Consider the following 23,790-nt stretch of genomic DNA (forward strand, 5'->3'; position numbering starts at 1 on the left):
TCACGATGAAGATACTGCCGTTACGCTCCGTGGAGATCGTTGCCCGCATGCAGGACATGTTCGCCAGGCGCACGCCGGCCGCAATGAATATTATCAGACACTTTGGAGTTGGCTTGGGATGAAAGTCGTAATTCTGGCAGGTGGTCTGGGTTCGCGCCTCGCCGAAGAGACCAGCGTGCGGCCTAAGCCTCTGGTTGAGATCGGCGAAAAACCGATCCTCTGGCACATCATGAACATCTACGCCCATCACGGCCTGAATGATTTCATCATCTGCGCCGGCTACAAGGGCTATATGCTCAAGGAATATTTCGTAAACCTGTTCCTGCATCACAGCGACATCACCGTCGACCTCGCCACCAACGCGATCGAATACCACAAGGGCTCGAAGCCCAGCTGGAAGGTGACCATTGTCGATACCGGCATGAACTCCATGACGGGCGGCCGTATCCGGCGGATCCGGGATCATCTGGATCCGGACGAGCCCTTTTGCCTGACCTATGGCGACGGCGTTGCCGATATCGACATCAGTTCGGAGATCGCCTTCCACCGCAGCCATGGGCTGAAGGCAACGATGTGTGCGGTAACACCCCCGGGCCGCTTCGGGGCGACGAATATCGAGAATGATGTCGTGACCGCCTTCATCGAAAAGCCGAAGGGCGACGGTCAGCGTATCAACGGCGGCTTCTTCGTGCTGGATCCTTCGGTCATCGACCTTATCGAAGGCGACGACACGATCTGGGAAGCCGGTCCGTTGCAGTGGCTGACATCCAACAAGCAACTGGCGGCCTTCCGTCACGACGGCTTCTGGCAGCCGATGGATACGTTGCGCGAACGCAATCAGCTCGAAGAGCTCTGGAGCTCCGGAAAGGCGCCGTGGAAGATATGGGCCTGACGGACTTCTGGAATGGAAGGCGTGTGTTCCTGACGGGACATACAGGGTTCAAAGGATCCTGGCTTTCGCTGTGGCTGGAAAAGCTCGGCGCGGAAGTGGCGGCGGTCTCGCTCGAACCCGAGACCAGTCCCTCTCTCTATGTGAGGCTTTCGCCCTGGAACGGGCAAGGCCACCACATCGCCGACATCCGCGACGTAACGGCGTTCAAGCAGCGCCTCGTCGATTTCAAGCCCGAAATCGTCATCCACATGGCAGCACAGGCGCTGGTCCGGCGCTCCTATGAAAATCCGAGCGAGACCTTCGCAACCAATGTGATGGGAACAGCAAACGTCCTTGACGCGGTCCGCGAGACTGCCTCCGTCAGGACGGTTCTCGTCGTCACCTCCGACAAGGTCTATGCCAACAATGGCAGCGGCATTCCCTTTATCGAAAGCGATACGCTCGGCGGCAAGGACCCCTACTCCAATTCCAAGGCCTGCACCGAATTCGTCGTCCAGAGCTACCGCGACAGCTTCTTCAAGGGGCGCGATATCAGCGTTGCTACCGTGCGCGCCGGCAATGTCATTGGCGGCGGCGACTGGTCCAAAGATCGGTTGATCCCGGATTTCATCCGCGCTTTTGAAAGCAACCAGCCGATCCTGCTTCGGTATCCCGAGGCCATCCGTCCCTGGCAGCATGTGCTGGAACCGCTCGGCGGTTATCTCGCCTTCGCCGAAGAACTCACGCTTTCGGATGAAAAGGAGCTGCCCGAGGCGCTCAATTTCGGCCCCGATCCGCAGAGTTTCGCAACCGTCTGTGAACTCGCCGATGCACTTGGCCTCGCCCATGGTGTCAACGACGTCTGGGCGCAGGCACCCGGAACGCATCTGCCGGAGGCGCCTGCCCTCACGTTGAGCTCGGACCTGGCATTTTCCGCCATCGGCTGGCGCCCGCGCCTGAGCCTTCAGCAGACAATCGACTGGACCGCCGCCTGGTACAAGGCCAACCGCGAAGGGGCCGACATGCGCGCCTTCTCGCTCGGCCAGATCGCGGCCTATGAGGAAGCAATATCATGACAGCGCATAATTGCCGGTTCTGCGGCGCTCCCTTGCAGCACCGTTTCGTCGATCTCGGCTCGACGCCACTCGCCAACGCCTATCTGACGGAAGAGCAGCTCAAGCAGCCGGAGCCGTCCTATCCGCTGCGCGCCTTCGTCTGCTCCGATTGCTGGCTGGTGCAGGCCGACGCCTTCGTGCCGCCTGAAGACATTTTCAGTCACTACGCCTATTTCTCCTCCTACAGCGACAGCTGGGTGGAGCACGCCCGCCAGTTCACCATCATGGCCCGCAAGCGCTTCGGCCTCGGCGAGAAGTCCCAGGTTATCGAGGTAGCGAGCAATGACGGCTATCTGCTGAAGCATTTCGTCGAGGCCGGCGTGCCGGTGCTCGGCATCGAGCCGGCCGAAAACGTGGCCGAAGTGGCTCGGCAGATCGGCGTGCCCACGGAAGCGCGCTTCTTCGGCAAGGAAACGGCGGCCGATCTCGTCTCCCGCGGCCTGGCCGCCGACATCGTCATCGGCAACAACGTGCTGGCCCACGTCCCGGACATCAACGACTTCGTCGGCGGGCTCTCAGGCGTGCTGAAGCACGATGGCGTCGTCAGCGTCGAATTCCCGCATCTGCTGCGGCTGATCGAAAATATCCAGTTCGACACGGTCTATCACGAGCATTTCTATTACCTGTCGCTGCTGGCAGTCGAAAAGGTCTTCGCGGCGCACGGCCTGAAAGTGTTCGACGTGGAAGAACTGCCGACACATGGCGGCAGCCTGCGCGTGCTTGCCTGCAGGACGGCCTCTACCGCTCATCCGACCGGCCCCGGCGTCGCCAAGGTGCGCGCCGACGAGGCGGCTGCGGGCTTCGACGAGGTCGAAACCTACGAGGCGTTCCAGAGCCGCGTGGCACCGATCAAGGACGGGTTGCTCGCCTTCCTAGCGGAAGCCAAGCGCGACGGCAAGAAGGTCGCTGCCTATGGCGCCGCCGCCAAGGGCAATACGCTTCTGAATTTCTGCGGCGTCGGCACCGACCTCATCGACTACGTGGTCGACCGCAATCCGCACAAGCAGGGCCACTTCCTGCCGGGCAGCAAGCTGCCGATCTACGCGCCGGAAAAGATGGACGAGACGCGGCCGGACTACATTCTGATCCTGCCATGGAACATCAAGAACGAAGTCGTGGCGGCCAACAGCAGGGTCGGGGCCTGGGGCGGACGCTTCGCCGTCGCCGTGCCGGAACTGACGGTGATCGGATGAAATTCGTTCCGACCGCGGTTTCGGGTGCTTTTGTCGTGGAGGTCGACGCGCGTTCCGACGACCGCGGACTGTTTGCGCGGACTTTCGACGCCAAGAGCTTTGCCGACCACGGTCTCGTGCCTGTTTATCCGCAGTGCAACGTGTCGCAGAACCACAAGCGCGGTACCTTGCGTGGCATGCACTACCAGGCCGAGCCACGGCCGGAGATCAAGCTGGTGCGCGCCACGCGCGGCAAGGTGTTCGACGTGGCGCTCGATCTGAGGCGAGATTCGCCGACTTATCTGAAATGGGCCGCCGTTGAGCTCGATGCGGCCAGCCACAACGCCTTCTACATACCCGCTGGATGTGCACACGGCTTCCTGACGCTCGAAGACGACTGCGAGCTCTTCTACCAGATGTCGGAAGTCTACGTGCCGGAGCTCGCGCGCGGCGTCCGCTGGGACGATCCCGCCTTTTCCATCGCCTGGCCGTTTATGCCGAGCGTCATCAGCGAGCGCGACGCCGCGCTTGAAAGCTACAGCCAGGAGACGAGCCTTTGAGCGGCATCAAACTCAGCATCTGCATTCCGACCTACAATCGCGAACCTTATCTCAGAAACGCGTTGGAGCATTGCGAGAGCTACAAGTTCAGCTTCCCCTACGAGATCGTCATTTCCGACAATGCTTCGACGGACAATACGACCCAGGTTGTCGAGGAGTTCATCGCCAAGGGACTGCCGATCCATTATCACCGCCGCGCCGTCAACGGCGGCTCGGGACCGAATCTTGCCTGCGCCTTCCATCACGCGGTCGGCGAATATTCGATCTACCTTGCCGATGACGATTTTCTGGTGCCTGCCGGCGTCGAGGCAGCAATGGCCTATCTGGACGCCAATCCCGATGTCGTCGCCTGCCACGCACCCTGGTATTTCTACGACGAGGTGCAGGACAAGGACGTCTCGAAGTTCTACGAGATCGCCGAGAACACGAAGTTCGCACGGCAGAATTTCGTGGAACTCTTCCAGTTCATCTACAACGGGCACATCTTCCCCGAGATCGGCATTTACCGCTCGTCCGCCCTGCGCTCCGCCTGGGTGCCGCGCGATTTCTGCTTCTGGGCCTTCGCCTATCTGGCGCATTTCGTCGATCAGGGTGCTGTCACCTTTCTTAAAGAGCCCTTCTATCGCTCGGTGACGGTTTCCAAGATCGCGCCGACGCGCCAGCAGGCCGGCAATGACGACGTGATGACCGCCTGGGACAAGTATCGCGGTGGCCTCGAATATTTCCTCTATATCGCCGCCAAGCGCGGCAAGCTGAATACCAGCCGCGAGGCGCGCGCCATCTATGACGAGATGTGCAAGATCTTCACGCTGAACCGCATGTCGGTTGCCGTCCGTTTCTGGGTGGCGCGCAAGGACTTCATCAAGGCCTACGAGCTCTATACCCGCATGGCGCTCGGCGGGCTCGGCGAGCATCCGGAAGTGGCCCAGCTTCGTCACAACTTCCCGATGGCGGTGGCGATCCAGACGCTCGCCTATCAGGTCAACGCGACCGCCGGCATCAACAGGCTCATCCTCAGCGGCATGGCCGATCCGAAATCGATCGGCGAAATGTTGCGTGACATCGGTTTGTTGCCGGAGATCGAGATCGTCGCCGACCCGCAGACGCATGATCCGGCGCTTCTGGAGAAGACGGCGATCTTTGCCGCCGACATGCCGAGGCGCGAGAACTTCCTGAAGCTCGGCTACAAGCCGAACCTCATCTTCATCGAAACCGACCTGACGCAGCACGTGCTCGTCTGATGCCTGAAGTTGTGTCCGACGCTGCAAAGCCTCGCGCCAGTTTCACCCCCTAGTTTTTACAGAGTTCAATGTGCCCCGATTGCGTGAGTCTCAGCCCCATCACAAAAGAATTAAGGCATGACAAACAGGATATTCTACACCAAACCGTCCATCACCGAGCTTGAGACGAGCTATGCAGCCGATGCTGCGGCGAACGGCTGGGGTGCCCGCTGCTACGACTATATCATCCGCTTCGAGAAGGAATTTTCTGCCTATCTCGGCACCAGCCACGCGATTGCGACGTCGAGCTGCACCGGCGCGATGCATATGGGGCTTGCCGCGCTCGGCATCGGCGCCGGCGACGAGGTGATCCTCGCCGACACGAACTGGATCGCAACCGTTGCGCCGATCAAGCATCTGGGCGCTGAGCCCGTTTTCGTCGACGTGCTGCCCGATACCTGGTGCATCGACCCCGCGGAGGTCGAGCGCCAGATTACGCCGCGCACGCGCGCCATCATCGCCACCCATATCTATGGCAATCTCTGCGACATGGATGCGTTGCTCGACATCAGCCGCCGCACCGGCATCCCCGTCATCGAAGACGCAGCCGAGGCGATCGGTTCCGTCTGGCACGGCCGTCGCGCCGGCTCCATGGGCATTTTCGGCACCTTCTCCTTCCACGGCACAAAGACGCTGACGACGGGCGAAGGCGGCATGTTCGTGACCAGCGACACCGATCTCTATGAAAAGGTGCTGACGCTCAGCAATCACGGCCGCGCCCGCAGCCAGAAGAAGCAGTTCTGGCCGGATGCGATCGGCTTCAAATACAAGATGTCGAACATCCAGGCAGCGATCGGCTGCGCCCAACTGGAGCGCATCGAGGAGCTCGTCTCCCGCAAGCGGGAGATCCTGGCAGCCTATATGGTGCGCCTCTCGACCCTGAACGGCATCAGCATGAACCCGGAATATACCGGCACGATCAATGGCGCCTGGATGCCGACAGCCGTCTTCCACCCTGCCACCGGCATCACCCGCGAAGTGCTGCAGCAGGCCTTCGAAGCCGCAGATATCGATGCGCGCGTCTTCTTCCACCCGCTTTCCAGCCTTTCGATGTTCGGAAAAAAGCCCGCCAACATCAACGCCTGGAGCATTCCGGAGCGAGCGATCAACCTGCCGAGCTACCACGACATGAGCGAGGCCGATATCGACCGCGTGGCAGAAACGCTGATCTCGGTCGTCCGCAGCCATCAGGACAACAGCGCCGTTCACCTCCGCCAATCGGCCTGAGCGCATAATATACAGAAGGTTTCATAGACTTATGACCACCAAGGACGATCGCCTCGAATTCGAAGCCCACAAGCGCGAAATGGCGCTTGCACTCGGCAAGGACGAAGATGCCTTCCAGCACGCGCTGAACACGCTGATAGTGCTCGACAAGTATGACTATGCCTATCTCTGGTCCTGGATGGGCGTGCCGATCATCCAGATGCCGGCCGACGTGATGGCCACCCAGGAAGTGGTCTGGAATACCAAGCCTGACGTCATCATCGAAACGGGTGTGGCGCGCGGCGGCTCAATGATCTTCATGGCTTCGCTGCTGAAGGTGATCGGCAAGGGCAAGGTGGTCGGCGTCGATATCGATATCCGCGCCCATAATCGTGATTCCATTGAAAAACATCCGCTCTCGCCGCTGATCACGCTGATCGAGGGACCATCGACGACGACCGAGACGCTTGCCAAGGTCAGGGCCGAAATTCCGGCTGGCGCTTCCGTCATGGTCGTTCTCGACAGCGACCACGGCCGCGATCACGTTCTCGAGGAGCTGCGCTGCTACGGCCCGCTGGTCACCCAGGGCCAGTATATCGTCGTCGCCGATACCGTGCTCGGTCGCGCAGACATGTCGCAGACGCCGACCAAGCGTTCGAAGATCTGGTATCCGGGCGACGAGCCCTATGCGGCGCTGAATACCTATCTCAAGGAGACCGACCGTTTTGAGACCGATGAGGCGCTGAACTCTAAGCTGGTGCTTTCCAGCTCGCCGGGAGGATATCTCAAGTGCATCGGCAAATGACTAAGCGCCACGGCCATGTGGCCTGGCATGACCGGCGACGCGATGCCGTGCAAGCAGCGACTGGAGACCATGCAACATGACTGCCGTCGTCATTTCGCAACCGATGCTGTTTCCCTGGCCGGGCTTCTTCGAACAGCTCATGATCGCCGACAGCTATGTCTATCTCGACGATACGCAGTTTTCGAAAGGCAGCTTCACCAATCGCATCCAGCTTCTGCGCGGCAACGATCGCTGCTGGATGACGATCCCACTTGCCGGCAAAGGCAGCTTCCAGAAGATCTCCGAGCTCGCTGCGGCAGGCGAGGACTGGAAGGCGAGCCATCGCGCGCTGCTGCGTCAGTCGCTGCTTGGCGCACCCTTCATCGACGATGCTCTTTCGATCTTCGACAGCGTCTACAGCCATTCCTCCCTGCCGGAGCTGCTGATCGCCAGCATCGAGGAGCCAGCCCGGTATCTCGGCATCGGTGCGAACCGGACGGTCGAAAGAACCAGCAATATGGGCGTCGAGGGCACTTCCTGGCAGCGCGTGCTCGACATCGTTCTAAAGGCCGGCGGCACCCGCTATCTCACGGGCCATGGCGCGGCGAATTATATGGATCACAAGGCCTTTGAACGAGCCGGCGTGCAGGTGGACTACATGGACTACAGCCGCACCCCCTGGCCGCAGCCCGGAGGCTCGTTCACCCCTTATGTTTCAGTACTCGATCTCATCGCCCGAAGGGGTCCGGAGGCACGTCACTGTCTCATCCCGACCACCGTGGCGTGGCAAGACTTCCTGAAGGAGGAAACGGTAACATCATGACCGACGCAATCCCAACGTTCAAAGACAACCTGCGCGCTGAATTCGACAGTAAAGGCTATCTCGTCATCCGCGGTTTCTACGATCCGGCGACCGATATCGCTCCTATCCAGGAAGGTATCCGGAAGATCATCGAAGCCCTCTGCAGGAAGTACGGCGTCGATGCTCCGACCGGAACCACGCTCGAGGCCATGACGATCGCCTATCCGAAGCTCATCGCGCAGAACCGTTCGTGGGGCGGCGAAGTCTATGATGCGGTGAAGCAGATTCCGGCCTTCATGCAGCTCGTCACCAAGGCGAAGAATACGACGGTTTTCGAAAAACTGCGGCCCGATTCCGTTCCCGGCATCGCTGCCGGCGGTTACGGCATCCGCATCGACAATCCCGGCGAAGAGAAATTCCGCGCGCAATGGCATCAGGAATTTCCGGGCCAGCTGCGAAGCCTCGACGGTATTGTCTTCTGGACGCCGCTGTTGCCGGTAACGGTGGACATGGGTCCGGTACAGATCGCCGAAGGTTCCCATGCCGAGGGGCTGATCCCCGTCTATCGCGATGACGCGGGGCTCGGAAAAACCGGCGCCTACGCGCTTTTCATGGACCGGGTCGACGAACGGCTGGCGAAATATAACGTCGTCGCACCGCTTCCCGAACCGGGCGACCTCATTCTGATGGACTTCCTGACCATGCACCAGGGTGGGCATAACGTTTCGAAGACGCCGCGGTGGAGCATTCAGTTCCGGTATTTCAATTTTGCCGAACCGCTCGGCGTCCGCATCGGCTGGTGCGGTTCCTTCGCCGCTGGTGTCGATTTCAGCAAGATCCTGCCGGAACTGGTGACCGATGGGGAGAACGCCATATGACAGCGTGCCGCGTCTGCGGGTCGCATATCGCCGAAGCCGCATACGAGGCTTCGGCGCCGGCGCTCACAACGACCATGGCGTTCGTCGATATTCCGACGCTCGCCTTCGTTTGCGATGAATGCGGCCATGCGCAATCGGGCGACCTGCCCGATATCGAGGCCTTCTATGATACGTCCTACCAGATATCGATGGAGTCGGACGATCACGACCAGATTTTCGCGATCGGCGCAGACAATCAGCCGATCTACCGCACCGACCATCAGGCAGCCGTGAGCCTGCGCCTGCTCGACCTGCCGCAAGGCGCCGCGATCCTCGACTACGGCGCGGCGAAATCGACGACCTTGCGTAAGATGCACAAGGCAAGGCCAGATCTTCGGCCGCACGTCTTCGATGTCAGCGCCGACTACAAGTCTGCATGGCAGGGATGGGTCGCCCCGGAAGCTCAGGCATCCTATACGATACCGGCCGAATGGGCCGGTCGCTTCCAGGCGATCATGAGCCATTTCGTCATCGAACATGTGCCCGAGCCGGTCGCCTTTCTCAAGGTCCTGCATGATCTCCTTGCCCCCGAGGGGCGTCTTCTCCTGTCGATGCCAGATGTCGTCGCCAATCCAGGCGACATGGCGGTTGCCGATCACCTCAACCATTTCAGTATCCCATCGCTGAAACGTGCCTTCAGCCTTGCCGGCTTCAGCGTCGATACGATCGACAGGGAGGTTTTTCCCGGCGCATTCTTCGTCGTCGCGAAGCGTGCCAACGATTCTGTTCCCCTGATCGTGGACAGGGCCGAGATCGCCACGGCGACCGAGAAGGCCAGGGAGATTTGTGCTTTCTGGAAACGAGCAGCCGTCCGTCTCGACGAAGCAGCGAAAGAGTTTGCCGGTCGCCGCGCGGCAATTTACGGCTCCGGCTTTTATGGAAGCTGGATCTGCAGTCGGATCGAAAACGATGTCGATCTCAGCGTCTTCCTCGACCAGAATCCCAACCTCCAGGGTGCCCGACATTTCGGCAAACCGGTCATAGCACCAGCGAACCTCGCCGAGGACATTGACGTGGTTTTTGTTGGACTCAATCCCCTTAAAGCGAGGGCTGCCATCGCACAGCAGCCGAGCCTGCATCGTCCCGGATTGAATCTCGTCTGGATCGACGGCTAGCGTCCACAGCCACCGGCAAGCCAGAGGGCATTATAAAAGGTCATGAGCCGGACGATTGTCATCGCCAACTGCGGAGCCGACGGCACCATGTTGGTACATTTAGGAACCATCGACTCGAAGGAATTTGTAGAATGACAGCAGCAGCCATAAACCTCGATGCGGTAACGTCAGAATATCGTCCGACCGGTGCGACGGCGATCGAGAACGATCTCATCCTCAACTGGTATCCCGAGCGGATCATCAGGCGCTTCGGCCATTGCGGTTCACTGCTGGAATTGGGCATCGGGCATGGATACACGCCTGGTATCTTCAACGCTGCCTGCGACCGCCACGTCATCATCGAAGGGTCCCAGGTCGTCATCGATCTCTTCAACGAGAAAAGCCCCGGCTTCTCCGGCGAGGTTGTCTTCTCCTACTTCGAGGACTTCGATACGGAAGAACGCTTCGACGTCATCGTCATGGGCTTTGTTCTCGAACATGTCGAAGATCCGGGCGTGGTTCTTGAGCGGTTCAGAAAATTCCTGAAGCCGGGCGGCAAGCTCTTTGCCGCCGTTCCGAACGCGAAGTCGATGAACCGGAGACTCGGGGTCGAGCTCGGCAAGATCGACGATATCTACAGCCTGAACGCGAACGATCTGGCACTTGGGCACCGCAGGCAATATTGCCGCGATACGTTCCGTCAGGACTTGGAACGCCACGGGTATTCGGTGACCCATCAGGAAGGCATCTATCTCAAGCCGCTTCCGCTCGGTGTTCTCCAGACACTGCCGGATTTCCAGGAAAATCTCGAAGCGATGCTGCGCGTCGGCATCGAATTTCCCGATCTCTGTGTTGCTTTGCTGATGGAAGCCGAAGCGGCATGACGACAGCCGTCGTCATCGGTCCGCGGTCCATGCTGGGAAGCCAGATTATCGAGCGGCTGCGGGCGCTCGATATCAAGATACTGACGGCGGGACGATCGGCTGCGGACGATATCGTCCTTGATCTCGGTGTCTCCGAGGCCAAGGTGCCGGAAGGGCTCTCGGCCGATATCGTCTTTCACTGCGCAGCAAGTTTTGCCGACGACGGTGACAAGGGACACAGACAGAATTTCGACATCAATACGGCCAGTGCGATCGATGTCGCAGGGCTGGTCAGGGGACTCGGCGCCGGCGCTTTGGTTTATGCAGGCTCCGCCTTTTCCGACGAGACTTCGGATCCGGGCAATTTCACATCCTATGCCCTCACCAAAGGTCTCGCCGAACAAATCCTTGCCTGGGCGGCGCAAAAACATGGGTTTCGGTTTTGCAGCCTGCACCTTCCGCAGATCTACGATGTGGAAGGACGCTGCTGCAGCCATCAACCATGGTTCGGCCGGATCATCGCGTATGCCTCGCGCGGCGAAAATATCCGCATGCCCCGGTCGCTCGGCATCCGAAACTTCCTTCATGTCAGGGATGCCGCTGACTTGATGATCCGTGCCGGTCATACCGAGGTTAGAGGCATACTGAATATCTCCCATCCGGAAGCGATGACATCGGATGAAATCGCTATGGTCGCTTACGACACGTTCGGTCTCGGCGGCAATGTCATCGACGCGCCGGAAAAAGCGCCGTTCCGTAAGATAAACTTTCCCGATGGAGCACAGGCTTTCAGCCAGCTGAACTTGTTGCCCTCGATCACGATGAAAGACGGCATTGAGATGATACGGAATGCGGGGACCGCGAAAGCCTTCGGCCCCATGGATCTAATGTGACGGCAGCAGGCATGAAGACAACTCCCATCACCGTCGTCGTGACTGCGGTCGGCGCCATCATCGGGCAAGGAATTGCCAGCTCCCTCCGGAAATCCGGGCTCTCCGTCCGGGTCATCGGCGTCGATCGGGATGCGCACGGTATCGGTCCCTACTGGTGCGACGACTTCTTCGCCAAGCCGCCATGCAGCGAAGAAAGCCCCGACTATTTCGACTTCTGGAAAAATCTCCTGATCCGGGAAAACGTCGATCTGGTATTTCCAGGGCTGGAGTCGGACGTGCTGTTCTTCAACCGAAATCGGGCTCTTACCCAAGGGACAGACGCTCGGGTCATCCTGAACAATCCCGATCTGATCGAACTTGCGCAGGACAAATGGAATTTCGGCGAAGCGCTGCAACGCCTGGGCCTGCCGGCCATACCTGGTTGCCTTACTGCAGACTGGCACGATGCGATCGATCGCCTTGGCGCGCCCCCTTTGCTTTTGAAACCGCGGCGCGGAAACGGATCGCGCGGCATCGCCGTTCTTCGGGACGAGCATGACTTTGCCTATTGGAGCCGGAAAAGCACCGACGATTTTCTCATCCAGAAATTCATCGGCAGCGACGACACTGAATTCACCGTCGGCGCCTTCGGCTTCGGCGACGGCACCAGTCTGCCGCCGATCATCTTCCGTCGCAAGCTGTCCGTCGCCGGCAATACGCAATATGCCGAAGTCGTCGAGCATCCGGTGCTGGCCAAGGCGGTCGAGACGATCGCCGGTCTTTTCAAGCCATTGGGACCGACAAACTATCAATTCCGCATGGATGGCGAGATCCCTTATCTTCTCGAAATCAATCCCCGGTTCTCCAGCAGTACGTCCTTGCGCGCCGCCTTCGGCTACAACGAAGCCCTCATGGCCGTAGAGCTCTTTCTTTGGGCCAAGCGGCCCGCAGCACCGGAGGTCCGCCCGGGCCGCGGCTGGCGCTACTATGAAGATTATGTGGTGACATGATCGCGATCATTTCAGATATTCACGGTAACCTGCCGGCCCTCGAGGCCGTGCTGGAGCGCATCGATGCGCTCGGCTGCCGCCGGATCATATCGCTCGGCGATGTCGTGGGTTACTACGCTCAGCCGGGCGAATGTATCGATCTGCTGCGTGCCCGCGGGATCGTCAATATTCTGGGAAACCACGACCACTACATCGTCAGCGGCGAGGGATGCCCGCGTTCGAAACTGGTTTCGGATATCACCGATTATCAGAGAACGATTATTTCGCCGCAGCAGGTCTCCTGGCTGGCGACTTCGAAGAGTTTCATTGCCGACGGTCCGATCCATTTCTACCACGGCGGCATGCGGGACCCTATCGACCAATATCTCTATCAGATCGGACCCGCTGATCTTCCGGACGACGCATCGATCCTCTTTGCGGGCCACACCCATGTCCAGGCTTTGCTGAAACTGGGCGGGAAGCGCTTCTGCAATCCGGGCGCTGTCGGACAACCGCGCGACGGCGACCCGCGTGCGGCCTTCGCCACGCTCGCTGGTGATGTCATCGATCTGCACCGGGTCGATTACGACATCGACCGGACGGCATTTCATATGCGGCAGACAGGTTTTCCGGCGAAATGCTACGAGAACCTCTATATCGGAGCCCAGATCGGTGGCCGGATCGACAAGATCTCGCTAGCGGCTGTCTGACGGCTGGATAGATAACTTCAGGTTAGGTCCGTCAGCAGTATCCGCTTCCGGCTTTTACCGCACCGGCTGATAATGGCCGCGCAGCGGCACGCGGCTGTCCATGGAAATCACACCGTCCCGCTCGCAGACATACATCAGGGTCGGCATGCCGCCGGAGCGGAAGATCTCGTCGTGGCGGCGGCGGATCTGCACGGTTTCGGTGTGGCAGGCGTAGGACTCTTCCACCTTCTTGTCCGGCTGGGCCTTCACGCCCGGAAGATCCTTGTAGGGGTAAAGCGGCTGCACGGCCTGCCTGCCGGAATTCTGCCAGTCGATGGCAAAGGCGGGCGCGGCCGAAGTGCCGGCAACAAGCGACAGCAGGAGAACGGCAACCAACCGCATGACAACCTCTTTCACGCATCTTCCGTTCGATGCCCACTTTCAGGATGTAGGAAGATTGGAGGCCGCCATCAAGCGGAAGCGCGGGTGGGCTTGCGGAAATAACCTCTGATGACGGGATGAGAGAAGAGGCCGGCGAGGATCGCAAAACCGGCACCGACAGCAAAGCCGGCGAGCAGGCCGCCGATGATGCCCGCGACGATGATGATTTTCTTGCTCGGTCCATCCGCCTTGACCGGAACTTCGGCAGGGGAGACGACGCGGATATTGCTCTGGTTGAGGTTCTGCTGTTCGCTGGTCTCACCGGAGCGTTTGAGCACTGCCTCGTAAAGTTCACGGGCGGCGGTCGCCTTGCGCTGCAGCTCGTTCAGCTGCACCTGCTTGTCCGACGTCGTAGCCTGAAGAGCCTTCTGGATCGCCAGTTCCTTGGCGATATCGTCTTCGGCCTTCTTGGCCTGTTCATAGTCGGCCCTTGCCGAGGTCGCGACCCGCTGCAACTCGTCCTTGATTTCCGCCCCAATACTGCCGAGCGAAGAGCGGGCGGCCTGAAGGCGCGGGTGGCGGGCACCCATCTGGCTCTGCAGGCTGCCGACAACGGCCGCCTGCGCGGAATATTGCTGGCGCAGGCTGACGAGCGGCGATGTGCCCGTGGCGCCATCCGCCTGGCTGCCGGCGACGACATCCTCGACCCGCAGATTTGCGGCGGCATCGGCGCGGGCCTTGGCCTGAATGGTCTTTTCCTGGGAGTTGACGAGCAGCGTATTCAAGGATGAAAGGCGCTGGTCGGAGATCAGATTGCCCTCGGTCGCCGCCATGTCGTTGTCTGCGCGGAAGGTCTCCACTGCCTGCTCCGCCTGTTGCACTTTCTGGCGCAGATCGTCGAGGCGGCCGTCGAGTGTCGACGACGTGGTCTCGTAGATGCCGGTCGATGCACTGCTTTCCTCCTGCATGAAGGAGGTGACGACCTGGTTTGCGAGCTTTGCCGACTTTTCCGGATCGTGGGTCGTCGCCGCAAGCGAGACGACGTAGGTGTTGTTCTCACGCGTTATCAGCAGAGCTTTCTGAAGGGCGCCGATAACGGCGGCGTCATCCGTCCTGCCGCCAGTGAATTCCGGGTCCTGATCGAGTTTCAGGGCGTTGGCTACGCGGCGCAGCACATTGCCTGAGGTCAGTATCTGGACCTGGCTGTCGATCAGCGTCGAAACCATTTCCGGCGACACGGTCGAATTCTGCGAACCGCTATCGGCAAGACCGATCTGGCGCGGATCGAAATAGAGGGCGGCAACTGCTGTGAATTTCTGTTGAATGCGGGGCGCGATTACCGCGCCGGCGGCAGCACCGAGCAAACAAAGGCAGGCAACGATCAGGCGCCTGCTCCAGACGGCGCCAACGGCGGATCTGATATCGAGAAGTGGTCCGGCAACGACTGACGCCCCTTCGGCTGGGGGTTCGGGCGTTTCTCTGACCGGGAGAATAGCGCGAGACGAAGGCGCGGGCGCCGGCTCGGAAGCGTGGCGTTCCGATACTACCGGACGAGCAGGGAGCGGCTCGGGTTCGGGCGGCGGCGGCGGAACGAAATCGGTCGGCCGGATGATCGGGCTGCGCGCACGGGTTCCTTCAGGCGCAGGCTGAGACGACTCAAAACTGCGCCAGGCAGGCAGGCGGCTTACCCTGTTCCTGTCATACTGGTTCATACACACCGCATCCGCCCGGCGAGAAAGCGTGGCCGAGACAGAGCGACTTTAGAAATTCTTAGCTAACGGACCGTTAAGATACCGGCATCGAAGCCACGTGGCGACCTGCCGCGACCCACGAGGATGGCCCATGAGACGGAAAAGACTGCTGCAGAGGCTGCTGCTTGCCGCCGTCATGACCATTTCGTCTACCGTCCATGCGACGAGCGGGCCGCTCTGCTACTACGGCGTCAATCTTTCCGGCGGCGAGTATGGCGAGCGCGGCGGCGTCTACGGCACGAACTACACCTACCCGACGGAAGAAACGATAGGTTATTTTGCCAAGAAGGGCATGACGATCATCCGTCTGCCCTTCCGCTGGGAGCGCCTGCAGCCGACACTTGGCGCACGGCTTGACGATGACGAACTGCAGCGGCTGAAAGATACTGTGGCACTGGTTCGCAAGCACAGGATGAGCGTGCTGCTCGATCCGCACAATTTCGGCTATTACGACAAGGAACAGGTCGGCAAGCCGCCGGCGACGAATACGGCTTTTGCCGATTTCTGGGCGCGGCTTTCCGTCGAGTTTGCCAATCAGGATGGCGTGCTCTTCGGACTGATGAATGAGCCGCACGACATTCCCGCAACCGACTGGCTGAAAGCCGCCAATGCCGCAATCCGCAGCATTCGGGCGGTCGGCGCCCGCAATCTCATCCTCGTTCCGGGCACGGCCTGGAGCGGGGCGGCAAGCTGGGAAAGCGATGTGATCGGCGGCGCGAATGGAACCGTCATGCTCGGCGTGCGCGATCCGCTCGATTTTTATGCCTATGAATTCCACCAGTATCTCGATGTGGATTCTTCCGGAACGCACGATACATGCGAGGGTTCAAAGGCCGCGACCGATGCCGTCACCAATGTGACCGCCTGGCTGAAGAAGAACGGCAAGCGTGGCTTTCTCGGTGAATTCGGTGCTTCGGCGAATGCGGATTGCCTCGACGGGCTGAAGACGATGCTCACCACCGTGTCCGACAACAGCGACGTCTGGTTCGGCTTCTCCTATTGGGCAGCAGGCGAATGGTGGCCGGCGACAGAACCTTTCAACGTGCAGCCGCGCGATGCGCCGGAGCGTCCGCAGATGCGCCTTCTCGAGCAGATGGTGGAGAAACACGCCCCCGTCTGTGCCGCCGTCAAACCCGCGGGGAAGTGACATGACGGCAATCGGAGAAACCAGTGCGAGGTTTGAAAGGGCGGCCGGCGCGGCCAGCACCGCTTCACGTCTCGATTACCCGATCCTGATACTCGGGCTGCTTTCAGTCCTCTACAACGGCATCCTGGCTTTCATAAACCACAACATCATGCCGCTTTCGATGACCCATGTGGCTGCCAGCGAAGGCCTGATCATGGCAAGCGCGATCCTCTATATCCTGCACAAGGGCATTTACGAGGAGGATCTTCCGGCTTTCCTCTTCATGCTTTTCACGCTGATCGTGACGATCTATGTCAGCGTGCTCAACCGCATGGCCTTTATCGACCATTTCCGCAACGTGCTGATCATTTTCTGCTTCACCGGGCTTGGAGGCTGGTGCAACGAACGGACGCTGAAGCTGGTCTTCCGTGTGGCCTGCGCCATGGTGCTGCTTTTCCTGATCTTCGAGATCATCAGCGTGCCATTCTATGTCAGTATCGTGCATCCCTCGGACTATTTCGCCAATACGCGCGGACTGTTGCCGCTCAGCTACAATAAAACCGGCCTGTTTCAGAACGCACTCGGCTTCGAGGGTCGTTTCTCCTTCGGCCTTATCGACCATCGTTCCTCGTCGATCTTCCTCGAACAGGTGTCGCTTGCCAATTTCTGCGGCGTGATCGCGATCTACCTGATTTCGATGTGGGATCGGCTGACGAGGACTGACCGGGCGCTGGCTATTGCGACAGCAGTCCTGATCCTGACGACCAACGACACGCGCACGATGCTGATCTTGTGCATCTGCTGTATCGGTGGCTATTTCGTCTTTCCGAAAATCCCCAAAGCCGTCAACCTGGCACTGATGCCGCTCATCGTTTGTGCCGGCTTCCTTGTCTACATGAAGGACCCCAACGCGATCGGCGACAATTTCACCGGGCGCATCAATCTGACGATGAAGAAACTGATGGATCTCGATCCGCTGGCGGTCCTCGGACTTTCGGTCGACAAGGTCGCCCAATTCGCCGATAGCGGCTATGTCTATCTCGTCTATGGCGCGACGGTCTTCGGCGTCATCGCCTTCTGGCTTTTCGTCTGCCTGTTCCCGGGGGGCACGAGCCCGGCCCAACGGCGCTGCGCCCATTCACTTTCTCTTTTCATTTTTCTGAATATGATGATCGGCGGGACGGCAATCTTCTCGATGAAGATCGCCGGCCTTCTCTGGCTTGTCGTTGGGTACATGCGTTTCCGCGACACGCCACGCATCCGGCAGGATCGTCCGGCAAATGTACTGAGTTGACGAAGCGGCCTGCCGAGGGGCAATCCGCAGAGCCTGTGGGAGCAAGACATCAGATGCTTGTCCAGCTGCAATATCTGCGCGCTATCGCGGCGCTTATGGTCGTCTATTTCCACGCGATCCTGCAGCTTGCCAAGGTCAATCCCGCCATCGACGCGACCTCGTTCGTCTATGGCGAAACGGGTGTCGATATCTTCTTCGTGCTCAGCGGCTTCGTGATGTGGTTGACGACGAGCGGCCGCGCCATGACGCCGGCCGACTTCGCCCGTAAACGCGTCAAGCGGATCGTGCCGCTCTACTGGCTGGCGACGCTTTTCTCAGCGACGGTGGCACTCATCGCCCCATCACTTCTGAAGTCGACCGCCTTCGACCTGCCGCATCTCATGGCATCGCTGCTCTTCCTGCCGTGGATCAACCCGGTCGATCCGACGATGATCGCGCCTGTTGTCGTTCCCGGCTGGACACTGAACTATGAGATGTTTTTCTATTTCGTCTTCGCCTTGCTGCTGCCGCTGCGCGAGGATTATCGACTGCCTGCCCTGTTCGGCGCCTTTTTAGCCATCCTGATCGTCTGCCATCTGCTGCCGGAAACGACGGCCACGACATTCTACGGCGAACCCATCATCCTGGAATTTCTGGCCGGTGCGGTGCTTGGCTGGCTCTATGGCCAGAAAATCCTGTTGCCGCAGCGCTGGGCATGGGTCCTGCTGGCCGTCGGCTTTGCCTTCCTGTTCATCAACGAGGATCTGGTGCGGCCCGAGAACCGCTATTACGGCTGGGGCATACCGGCGATCTTCATCGTCTACAGCGCTGTTTCCATCGACTTTTCGAAACTGCCAACTGTCGGCTGGCTGAACTATCTCGGTGATGCCTCCTACGCGATCTACATCACACACGCGTTCACGCTGGCGTTCCTGCGGATCATCGCCAATCATTTCCCCATCGGCGCACTTCAGCAGCCCGTTTTCTTCGTGATCCTTTGCCTTGTGCTCTCTTCTATTCTGGGAGCAGTTATTCATGAAATCACCACGCCGCGCCGAAAAGTCCGGGTTGCCAGCCGACCGGCCACGTGACTTCAACACATCAAAAGGCGAGGACGGGCTTTCCGACGGCGCAGGCAGAACGGAATCCTGCATAGCCTGTCATAAGCTTGCGGCCATGAAAGCAAATGCCGCAGGCGTGAAAGTTCGGCTTGCAGTTTATTGCAGAAATGAAAGCTTGCCGGCCTGTTCGCGGCCACGGCTTTGAACTAAGCACGGGCCGGCGCCGCAAAGAGGGAAGAGGACATGACGGACTATGTATTGACGGTAACCTGCAAGTCGACGCGCGGCGTCGTAGCGGCGATTTCCACCTATCTCGCCGAAAAGGGTTGCAACATCATCGATAGTTCGCAGTTCGACGACCTCGATACCGGCAAGTTCTTCATGCGCGTCAGCTTCATTTCGGAAGAGGGTGTGTCGCTTGCCGAGATCCGCGAAGGCTTCAAACCGATCTACGAGAAGTTCGGCATGGACGCGGAAGTGCATGACGGGAGCGAGCGCCTGAAGGTGCTTCTGATGGTCTCCCGCTTCGGCCACTGTCTCAACGACCTGCTCTACCGCTGGAAGATCGGCGCGCTGCCGATCGACATCGTCGGCGTCGTCTCCAACCATTTCGAATACCAGAAGGTTGTGGTCAACCACGACATTCCCTTCCACCACATCAAGGTGACGAAGGAGAACAAGCCGCATGCCGAAGCCCAGATCCTCGACATCGTCGAGCAGACCGGCACCGAACTGATCGTGCTTGCCCGCTATATGCAGGTTCTCTCCGATGCCATGTGCAAGAAGATGTCAGGCCGCATCATCAACATCCACCACTCCTTCCTGCCGAGCTTCAAGGGTGCCAATCCCTACAAGCAAGCCTACGAGCGTGGCGTGAAGCTGATCGGCGCGACCGCGCATTATGTGACGGCCGATCTCGACGAAGGCCCGATCATCGAACAGGACACGGCGCGCATTACCCATGCGCAGAGCGCCGATGACTATGTCTCGATCGGCCGCGACGTCGAAAGCCAGGTGCTGGCGCGCGCCATCCACGCCCATATCCACCGCCGCGTCTTCCTCAACGGCAACCGCACCATTGTCTTCCCCGCCAGCCCGGGAAGCTATGCTTCCGAACGCATGGGTTGAGCCGGGCAACCGGCCTCCACCCAAATCCGGACGGCTGAAATCTTCCGTTGCCTGTCAGCAAGTGCTTGATTATCTTTTTTATTAGGTAGTCGAATCATGCTGCGGAGGGGTGCCATGACCGAGGAAGCGCTTGTGGACCGCATGGCGCTGCCGCGCCCCGATGTGACCGCTTCCGAAGCTGCGGATATTCTGCTCACCCATTACGGGCTTTCCGGCACGCTCTCCGAACTCGGCAGCCAGCAGGACCGTAACTACAGGCTCGATACGGACGATCGCCGCTATGTGCTGAAGATCTGCCATGCCGCCTATGCGACAGAGGAGCTTGAGGCGCAGAACGCGGCGATCCGTCATCTGCGCACCAAGGAAGCCGCGCCCCGCGTCCCCGATGTGCTTGCCTCTACCGAGGGGCGGGAGATTGTCGCGGTCACCGTACGGGAGCAGGACTATCAGGTTCGGCTGCTCGAATATCTCGAAGGAGAAGGCCTGGCGCACCGGTCCTATCTGGCGCCCGCTTCGGTCGCAGCACTCGGCGCGCTCTGCGCACGGCTGGCTGAGGCACTTGCCGATTTTACCCATCCCGGGCTCGACCGCAGCCTGCAATGGGATCTGCGACGGGCCGGCCCCGTGGCCGTGCAACTGCTTTCATCCATTACCGACAGTGTCGCCCGCGACAGGATCGCCAAGACGATGGTCATGGCTGTGCGCCGCATCCAGCCGCTTGCGCCGTCGCTGCGGCTTCAGGCGGTTCATCACGACGTGACGGGCGACAATGTCGTCAGCCGCCCCGACGCGCATGGACGACCCGTTCCCGACGGGGTGATCGATTTCGGCGACATCATCCGCGGCTGGCTGGTCGGCGACCTTGCTGTGACCTGCGCCTCTCTGCTGCATCAGGCCGATGGCGATCCCTTTTACATCCTGCCGGCGGTGAAAGCCTATCACGCAATCTACCCGCTGACGGAGGAAGAGCTGAAGGCACTCTGGCCGCTCATCGTGGCGCGCGCCGTCATTCTTGTCGCCAGCGGCGAGCAGCAGATCACGATCGATCCTGACAACGACTATGTCAGAGGAAATCTGGAGGGCGAACGGCGCATCTTCGATACGGCGATGGCCGTGCCGTTCGAACTGATGGAAGCGGCAATCCTGAAAGCGGCCGGTCTCGATATTGCCGGTGCCGATACGTCGGACTGGCAGCCGCTCCTGCCGGAAATCGATCCCACATCCATCACCTATGTCGATCTCGGCGTGCAAAGCCCGCATTTTTCTGATGGCAACTGGCTGGCGACCGACATGGACTGGCGGTTGCTTGCCCGCGCGGCAGTGGAAACGGGAACTGCGGCGACGCGTTACGGCGAATATCGCCTGTCCCGCGCTGGCCTGCACCATGCAAAGGCCCAGGCGATCTATGCCCTGCACATGGATATCTGCCTTGCGGCGGGCAGCCTCGTTGCCGCGCCCTATGCCGGCCGGATCACCTGGTACGACCAGCATCTGGTGCTTACGGGCGCCGACATGAAGCTGCATATCGACGGCATCGAACTCTCAGTCGCTGATGGCAGCGAGGTTACAGCCGGCCAGGAACTCGGCACAGTCTCCGGTGAAACATCCTCGCTTGGCGGATTGCGCCTGCAGCTTTGCAGCATCGCCGGCTTCGAGCCGCCACTCTTTGCGACACCGCAACAAGCCGGGGCGTGGTCTGCGCTCTGCCCCTCGCCCGCGGTGCTCCTCGGGCCGGGCGCCGATGCGCCGAAACCCGAAACGGCAGCGCTTCTCGAACTGCGGCAGGCGCATTTCGCCAGCCCACAGAAGAATTATTACGAGCACCCGCCGCAGATCGAGCGCGGCTGGAAGGAGCATCTCTTCGATATCGAAGGTCGCGCCTATCTCGACATGGTCAACAATGTCACCATCCTCGGCCATGGCCATCCGCGCATGGCGGAAGCGATCGGCCAGCAATGGCTGATGCTGAACACCAATTCCCGCTTCCACTATGCCGCCGTCGCGGAATTCTCCGAGAGCCTTGCATCGCTGGCGCCCGACGGCATGGATGCCGTGTTCCTCGTCAATAGCGGCTCGGAAGCCAACGATCTGGCGCTGCGGCTTGCCTGGGCGCATAGCGGCCGACGCAACATGGTTTGCCTGCTGGAGGGCTATCACGGCTGGTCGGTGGCGAGCGACGCCGTATCCACTTCGATCGCCGACAATCCGCGGGCGTTGACGACACGGCCGGACTGGGTTCACGCGGTCGTTTCGCCCAACACCTATCGCGGCCAGTTCCGCGGGCCGGAATCGACGGCGGAATATCTCGGCACCGTGATGCCAGTGCTGGAGACCATCGACGCCAAGGACGAAGGGCTGGCCGGCTTCATTGCGGAATCGGTCTATGGCAATGCCGGCGGTATTCCGCTGCCCGACGGGTATCTGACGGAGGTCTACCGGCAAGTGCGGGAGCGCGGCGGTCTCTGCATCGCCGACGAGGTGCAGGTGGGTTACGGGCGGCTTGGCCATTATTTCTGGGGCTTCGAGCAGCAAGGCGTCGTGCCCGATATCATCACCATCGCCAAGGGTATGGGCGACGGCCACCCGCTCGGCGCCGTCATCACGACGAAAGAGATCGCCGCTTCACTGGAGAAGGAAGGCTATTTCTTCTCCTCGGCCGGCGGCAGCCCGGTCAGTTGCGTTGCCGGCATGACGGTTCTCGACGTGATGGCCGAGGAGCGTCTGCAGGACAATGCCCGCGCGGTGGGCGACCATCTCAAGGCGCGGCTGGCGGCACTCATCGACAGCTACCCCATCGTCGGCGCCGTGCACGGTATGGGCCTTTATCTCGGCCTCGAATTCGTACGCGACAGAGTGACGCTGGAGCCGGCGACCGAGGAGACGGCGGCGATCTGCAACCGGCTGCTCGAACTCGGCGTCATCATGCAGCCGACGGGTGATCACCTGAACGTGTTGAAGATAAAACCGCCACTTTGCCTGACCGAACAAAGTGCTGATTTCTTCGTCGACATGCTGGAAAAGCTGCTTCGGGAAGGCTGGTAGACAGGGAATTGCGGCCATTAAAGAATTCGGTCTTTTCGAGGCTTTGCGATTTTTAACGAAACGCCCCATTGCCCGAATCAAATCGGCTTCCTATGTCTGCCTCGGCGATTTCGAGGCGTCTCGAACCGTCACATTGATTGCACGAAGGCGTGATAGAATTGTTCCTGCAAATCGAGATGTGATGGAATGAATTTTTTCGGATCGTCGAGATTTTGACACGTTTCGGAATATGTTTCTTATAGGCCGTCCGCTATTCTCTACTAGGTTTGTAGATTATAGAGATGGTCTTTCACCGGCCCCGGGCTCTTCCGGGACCTCGCAAGTGCAACGCCAACGCAAGGAACGAGACATGTTTGATTTCGAAATTCTCGCCGTACTGCCTGGGCGATCTGTGCTTGGCAATGACCGTCCGGGCGCCCTCTCCCGCCCGAACTGTCGAATGTGACGTTCGTCCCCCTTTCAACGGTACCAGACAAGTCAATTCGCCATAGCCTGCGCATCCGCGCGGCAGGAGTTCTACGCATGAAAAAAGAAGTTATCGAATATGCAGGCATCCCGGTTGGGATCGTCATTCCGGATGATGATCGGCTGAAATTCATCGCCGTCAAATTCCATGTCCATGACCTCGACGAGCAGCATTTCAGCTCGCCCGCCGAGGTGAAACTGGCCATTCACGATCTGATGACCCGCCGCCACCCGAAGCCCCTTCATGCCTGACGCAGAACGCGGCTTTGATACTATCAGAGGATTTCCGACCGGCCCGGCAAAACGGGCCGGTCTTGTTTTTTGATAGTCTTGTCTTTTAAACGCATTT

22 protein-coding genes are annotated in these 23,790 nt (G+C 59.9%); 20 read left to right on the forward strand and 2 right to left on the reverse strand.

The window, feature by feature from the left end; genetic code table 11:
• The first annotated feature begins 118 nt into the window (after positions 1–118).
• The 14 genes from rfbF to AC1DUP_RS09015 all read left to right on the forward strand — a co-directional run bounded on the left by rfbF (position 119) and on the right by AC1DUP_RS09015 (position 13,235).
• Positions 119–892: a glucose-1-phosphate cytidylyltransferase gene (rfbF, locus tag AC1DUP_RS08950; protein ID WP_113298214.1), complete on the forward strand. Its 774-nt coding sequence runs from the start codon at positions 119–121 to the stop codon at positions 890–892.
• The gene (rfbG, locus tag AC1DUP_RS08955) at positions 883–1,947 is read left to right on the forward strand and encodes a CDP-glucose 4,6-dehydratase (protein ID WP_477832568.1); all 1,065 of its coding nucleotides are present in this window, start codon (positions 883–885) and stop codon (positions 1,945–1,947) included. The genes rfbF and rfbG overlap by 10 nt, the downstream gene beginning before the upstream one ends.
• A complete protein-coding gene (locus AC1DUP_RS08960) occupies positions 1,944–3,179 on the forward strand; it encodes a class I SAM-dependent methyltransferase (RefSeq protein WP_113298212.1) in 1,236 nt (411 codons plus the stop codon). The genes rfbG and AC1DUP_RS08960 overlap by 4 nt, the downstream gene beginning before the upstream one ends.
• Complete coding sequence (gene rfbC / locus AC1DUP_RS08965) at positions 3,176–3,718, forward strand: dTDP-4-dehydrorhamnose 3,5-epimerase (RefSeq protein ID WP_113298211.1); 543 nt, start codon at positions 3,176–3,178, stop codon at positions 3,716–3,718. The genes AC1DUP_RS08960 and rfbC overlap by 4 nt, the downstream gene beginning before the upstream one ends.
• On the forward strand, positions 3,715–4,959 hold the full coding sequence (locus AC1DUP_RS08970; protein WP_477832458.1) for a glycosyltransferase family 2 protein: 1,245 nt from the start codon (positions 3,715–3,717) through the stop codon (positions 4,957–4,959). Before rfbC ends, AC1DUP_RS08970 begins: the two co-directional genes overlap by 4 nt.
• Before the next feature lie 117 nt (positions 4,960–5,076).
• Positions 5,077–6,225 (forward strand): DegT/DnrJ/EryC1/StrS family aminotransferase, encoded by a 1,149-nt coding sequence (locus AC1DUP_RS08975; protein ID WP_477832459.1) that lies wholly within the window; start codon positions 5,077–5,079, stop codon positions 6,223–6,225.
• A gap of 31 nt (positions 6,226–6,256) precedes the next feature.
• A complete protein-coding gene (locus AC1DUP_RS08980) occupies positions 6,257–7,009 on the forward strand; it encodes a cephalosporin hydroxylase family protein (RefSeq protein WP_477832460.1) in 753 nt (250 codons plus the stop codon).
• Between the two features lie 76 nt (positions 7,010–7,085).
• Entirely contained in the window at positions 7,086–7,811 is a 726-nt protein-coding gene (locus AC1DUP_RS08985; protein WP_113298207.1) for a WbqC family protein, read from the forward strand.
• Positions 7,808–8,668, forward strand: a complete 861-nt coding sequence (locus AC1DUP_RS08990) for a phytanoyl-CoA dioxygenase family protein (RefSeq protein ID WP_477832461.1) — start codon at positions 7,808–7,810, stop codon at positions 8,666–8,668. Before AC1DUP_RS08985 ends, AC1DUP_RS08990 begins: the two co-directional genes overlap by 4 nt.
• On the forward strand, positions 8,665–9,822 hold the full coding sequence (locus AC1DUP_RS08995) for a class I SAM-dependent methyltransferase (RefSeq protein WP_477832462.1): 1,158 nt from the start codon (positions 8,665–8,667) through the stop codon (positions 9,820–9,822). The genes AC1DUP_RS08990 and AC1DUP_RS08995 overlap by 4 nt, the downstream gene beginning before the upstream one ends.
• Before the next feature lie 131 nt (positions 9,823–9,953).
• Positions 9,954–10,685, forward strand: a complete 732-nt coding sequence (locus tag AC1DUP_RS09000) for a class I SAM-dependent methyltransferase (RefSeq protein ID WP_113307250.1) — start codon at positions 9,954–9,956, stop codon at positions 10,683–10,685.
• Positions 10,682–11,557 (forward strand): NAD-dependent epimerase/dehydratase family protein, encoded by an 876-nt coding sequence (locus AC1DUP_RS09005; protein ID WP_477832463.1) that lies wholly within the window; start codon positions 10,682–10,684, stop codon positions 11,555–11,557. Before AC1DUP_RS09000 ends, AC1DUP_RS09005 begins: the two co-directional genes overlap by 4 nt.
• A gap of 11 nt (positions 11,558–11,568) precedes the next feature.
• Positions 11,569–12,546, forward strand: a complete 978-nt coding sequence (locus AC1DUP_RS09010) for an ATP-grasp domain-containing protein (protein ID WP_477832464.1) — start codon at positions 11,569–11,571, stop codon at positions 12,544–12,546.
• Positions 12,543–13,235: a metallophosphoesterase family protein gene (locus AC1DUP_RS09015; RefSeq protein ID WP_477832465.1), complete on the forward strand. Its 693-nt coding sequence runs from the start codon at positions 12,543–12,545 to the stop codon at positions 13,233–13,235. Before AC1DUP_RS09010 ends, AC1DUP_RS09015 begins: the two co-directional genes overlap by 4 nt.
• 54 nt (positions 13,236–13,289) lie before the next feature.
• On the opposite strand, the gene AC1DUP_RS09020 is transcribed toward AC1DUP_RS09015, so the two are convergent.
• Both AC1DUP_RS09020 and AC1DUP_RS09025 read right to left on the reverse strand, forming a co-directional pair.
• On the reverse strand, positions 13,290–13,616 hold the full coding sequence (locus AC1DUP_RS09020; protein ID WP_113307247.1) for a hypothetical protein: 327 nt from the start codon (positions 13,614–13,616) through the stop codon (positions 13,290–13,292).
• A gap of 68 nt (positions 13,617–13,684) precedes the next feature.
• Positions 13,685–15,307: a GumC family protein gene (locus AC1DUP_RS09025; RefSeq protein ID WP_113307246.1), complete on the reverse strand. Its 1,623-nt coding sequence runs from the start codon at positions 15,305–15,307 to the stop codon at positions 13,685–13,687.
• A gap of 130 nt (positions 15,308–15,437) precedes the next feature.
• Here AC1DUP_RS09025 and AC1DUP_RS09030 point away from each other — a divergent pair, with 130 nt between their 5' ends.
• The 6 genes from AC1DUP_RS09030 (at position 15,438) to AC1DUP_RS09055 (ending at position 23,693) form a co-directional block, all read left to right on the forward strand.
• Positions 15,438–16,493: a glycoside hydrolase family 5 protein gene (locus AC1DUP_RS09030; RefSeq protein ID WP_477832466.1), complete on the forward strand. Its 1,056-nt coding sequence runs from the start codon at positions 15,438–15,440 to the stop codon at positions 16,491–16,493.
• A gap of 1 nt (position 16,494) precedes the next feature.
• A complete protein-coding gene (locus AC1DUP_RS09035) occupies positions 16,495–17,766 on the forward strand; it encodes a hypothetical protein (RefSeq protein WP_477832467.1) in 1,272 nt (423 codons plus the stop codon).
• Positions 17,767–17,819: 53 nt separating this feature from the next.
• A complete protein-coding gene (locus AC1DUP_RS09040) occupies positions 17,820–18,836 on the forward strand; it encodes an acyltransferase family protein (protein ID WP_477832468.1) in 1,017 nt (338 codons plus the stop codon).
• A 213-nt stretch (positions 18,837–19,049) separates the two neighbouring features.
• On the forward strand, positions 19,050–19,934 hold the full coding sequence (gene purU, locus AC1DUP_RS09045) for a formyltetrahydrofolate deformylase (RefSeq protein WP_113298196.1): 885 nt from the start codon (positions 19,050–19,052) through the stop codon (positions 19,932–19,934).
• A gap of 114 nt (positions 19,935–20,048) precedes the next feature.
• The gene (locus AC1DUP_RS09050; RefSeq protein WP_477832469.1) at positions 20,049–22,976 is read left to right on the forward strand and encodes an aminotransferase; all 2,928 of its coding nucleotides are present in this window, start codon (positions 20,049–20,051) and stop codon (positions 22,974–22,976) included.
• A 522-nt stretch (positions 22,977–23,498) separates the two neighbouring features.
• Positions 23,499–23,693: a hypothetical protein gene (locus AC1DUP_RS09055; protein WP_025669973.1), complete on the forward strand. Its 195-nt coding sequence runs from the start codon at positions 23,499–23,501 to the stop codon at positions 23,691–23,693.
• The last annotated feature ends 97 nt before the right edge of the window (positions 23,694–23,790 follow it).

It is taken from the genome of Rhizobium sp. 01L419 (genome assembly GCF_056400025.1).

What these genes read in the sequence shown, in the direction of transcription:
- AC1DUP_RS08960 (WP_113298212.1), top strand. Translation starts at nt 1,944, where the DNA reads ATGACAGCGCATAATTGCCGGTTCTGCGGCGCTCCCTTGCAGCACCGT.
- purU (WP_113298196.1), top strand. Translation starts at nt 19,050, where the DNA reads ATGACGGACTATGTATTGACGGTAACCTGCAAGTCGACGCGCGGCGTC.
- AC1DUP_RS08975 (WP_477832459.1), top strand. Translation starts at nt 5,077, where the DNA reads ATGACAAACAGGATATTCTACACCAAACCGTCCATCACCGAGCTTGAG.
- AC1DUP_RS09035 (WP_477832467.1), top strand. Translation starts at nt 16,495, where the DNA reads ATGACGGCAATCGGAGAAACCAGTGCGAGGTTTGAAAGGGCGGCCGGC.
- AC1DUP_RS08985 (WP_113298207.1), top strand. Translation starts at nt 7,086, where the DNA reads ATGACTGCCGTCGTCATTTCGCAACCGATGCTGTTTCCCTGGCCGGGC.
- AC1DUP_RS09050 (WP_477832469.1), top strand. Translation starts at nt 20,049, where the DNA reads ATGACCGAGGAAGCGCTTGTGGACCGCATGGCGCTGCCGCGCCCCGAT.
- AC1DUP_RS09040 (WP_477832468.1), top strand. Translation starts at nt 17,820, where the DNA reads ATGCTTGTCCAGCTGCAATATCTGCGCGCTATCGCGGCGCTTATGGTC.
- AC1DUP_RS08995 (WP_477832462.1), top strand. Translation starts at nt 8,665, where the DNA reads ATGACAGCGTGCCGCGTCTGCGGGTCGCATATCGCCGAAGCCGCATAC.
- AC1DUP_RS09005 (WP_477832463.1), top strand. Translation starts at nt 10,682, where the DNA reads ATGACGACAGCCGTCGTCATCGGTCCGCGGTCCATGCTGGGAAGCCAG.
- AC1DUP_RS09015 (WP_477832465.1), top strand. Translation starts at nt 12,543, where the DNA reads ATGATCGCGATCATTTCAGATATTCACGGTAACCTGCCGGCCCTCGAG.
- AC1DUP_RS09055 (WP_025669973.1), top strand. Translation starts at nt 23,499, where the DNA reads ATGAAAAAAGAAGTTATCGAATATGCAGGCATCCCGGTTGGGATCGTC.
- AC1DUP_RS09020 (WP_113307247.1), bottom strand. Translation starts at nt 13,616, where the DNA reads ATGCGGTTGGTTGCCGTTCTCCTGCTGTCGCTTGTTGCCGGCACTTCG.
- AC1DUP_RS09000 (WP_113307250.1), top strand. Translation starts at nt 9,954, where the DNA reads ATGACAGCAGCAGCCATAAACCTCGATGCGGTAACGTCAGAATATCGT.
- AC1DUP_RS09025 (WP_113307246.1), bottom strand. Translation starts at nt 15,307, where the DNA reads ATGAACCAGTATGACAGGAACAGGGTAAGCCGCCTGCCTGCCTGGCGC.
- rfbF (WP_113298214.1), top strand. Translation starts at nt 119, where the DNA reads ATGAAAGTCGTAATTCTGGCAGGTGGTCTGGGTTCGCGCCTCGCCGAA.
- AC1DUP_RS08990 (WP_477832461.1), top strand. Translation starts at nt 7,808, where the DNA reads ATGACCGACGCAATCCCAACGTTCAAAGACAACCTGCGCGCTGAATTC.
- AC1DUP_RS09010 (WP_477832464.1), top strand. Translation starts at nt 11,569, where the DNA reads ATGAAGACAACTCCCATCACCGTCGTCGTGACTGCGGTCGGCGCCATC.
- AC1DUP_RS09030 (WP_477832466.1), top strand. Translation starts at nt 15,438, where the DNA reads ATGAGACGGAAAAGACTGCTGCAGAGGCTGCTGCTTGCCGCCGTCATG.
- rfbG (WP_477832568.1), top strand. Translation starts at nt 883, where the DNA reads ATGGGCCTGACGGACTTCTGGAATGGAAGGCGTGTGTTCCTGACGGGA.
- AC1DUP_RS08980 (WP_477832460.1), top strand. Translation starts at nt 6,257, where the DNA reads ATGACCACCAAGGACGATCGCCTCGAATTCGAAGCCCACAAGCGCGAA.
- rfbC (WP_113298211.1), top strand. Translation starts at nt 3,176, where the DNA reads ATGAAATTCGTTCCGACCGCGGTTTCGGGTGCTTTTGTCGTGGAGGTC.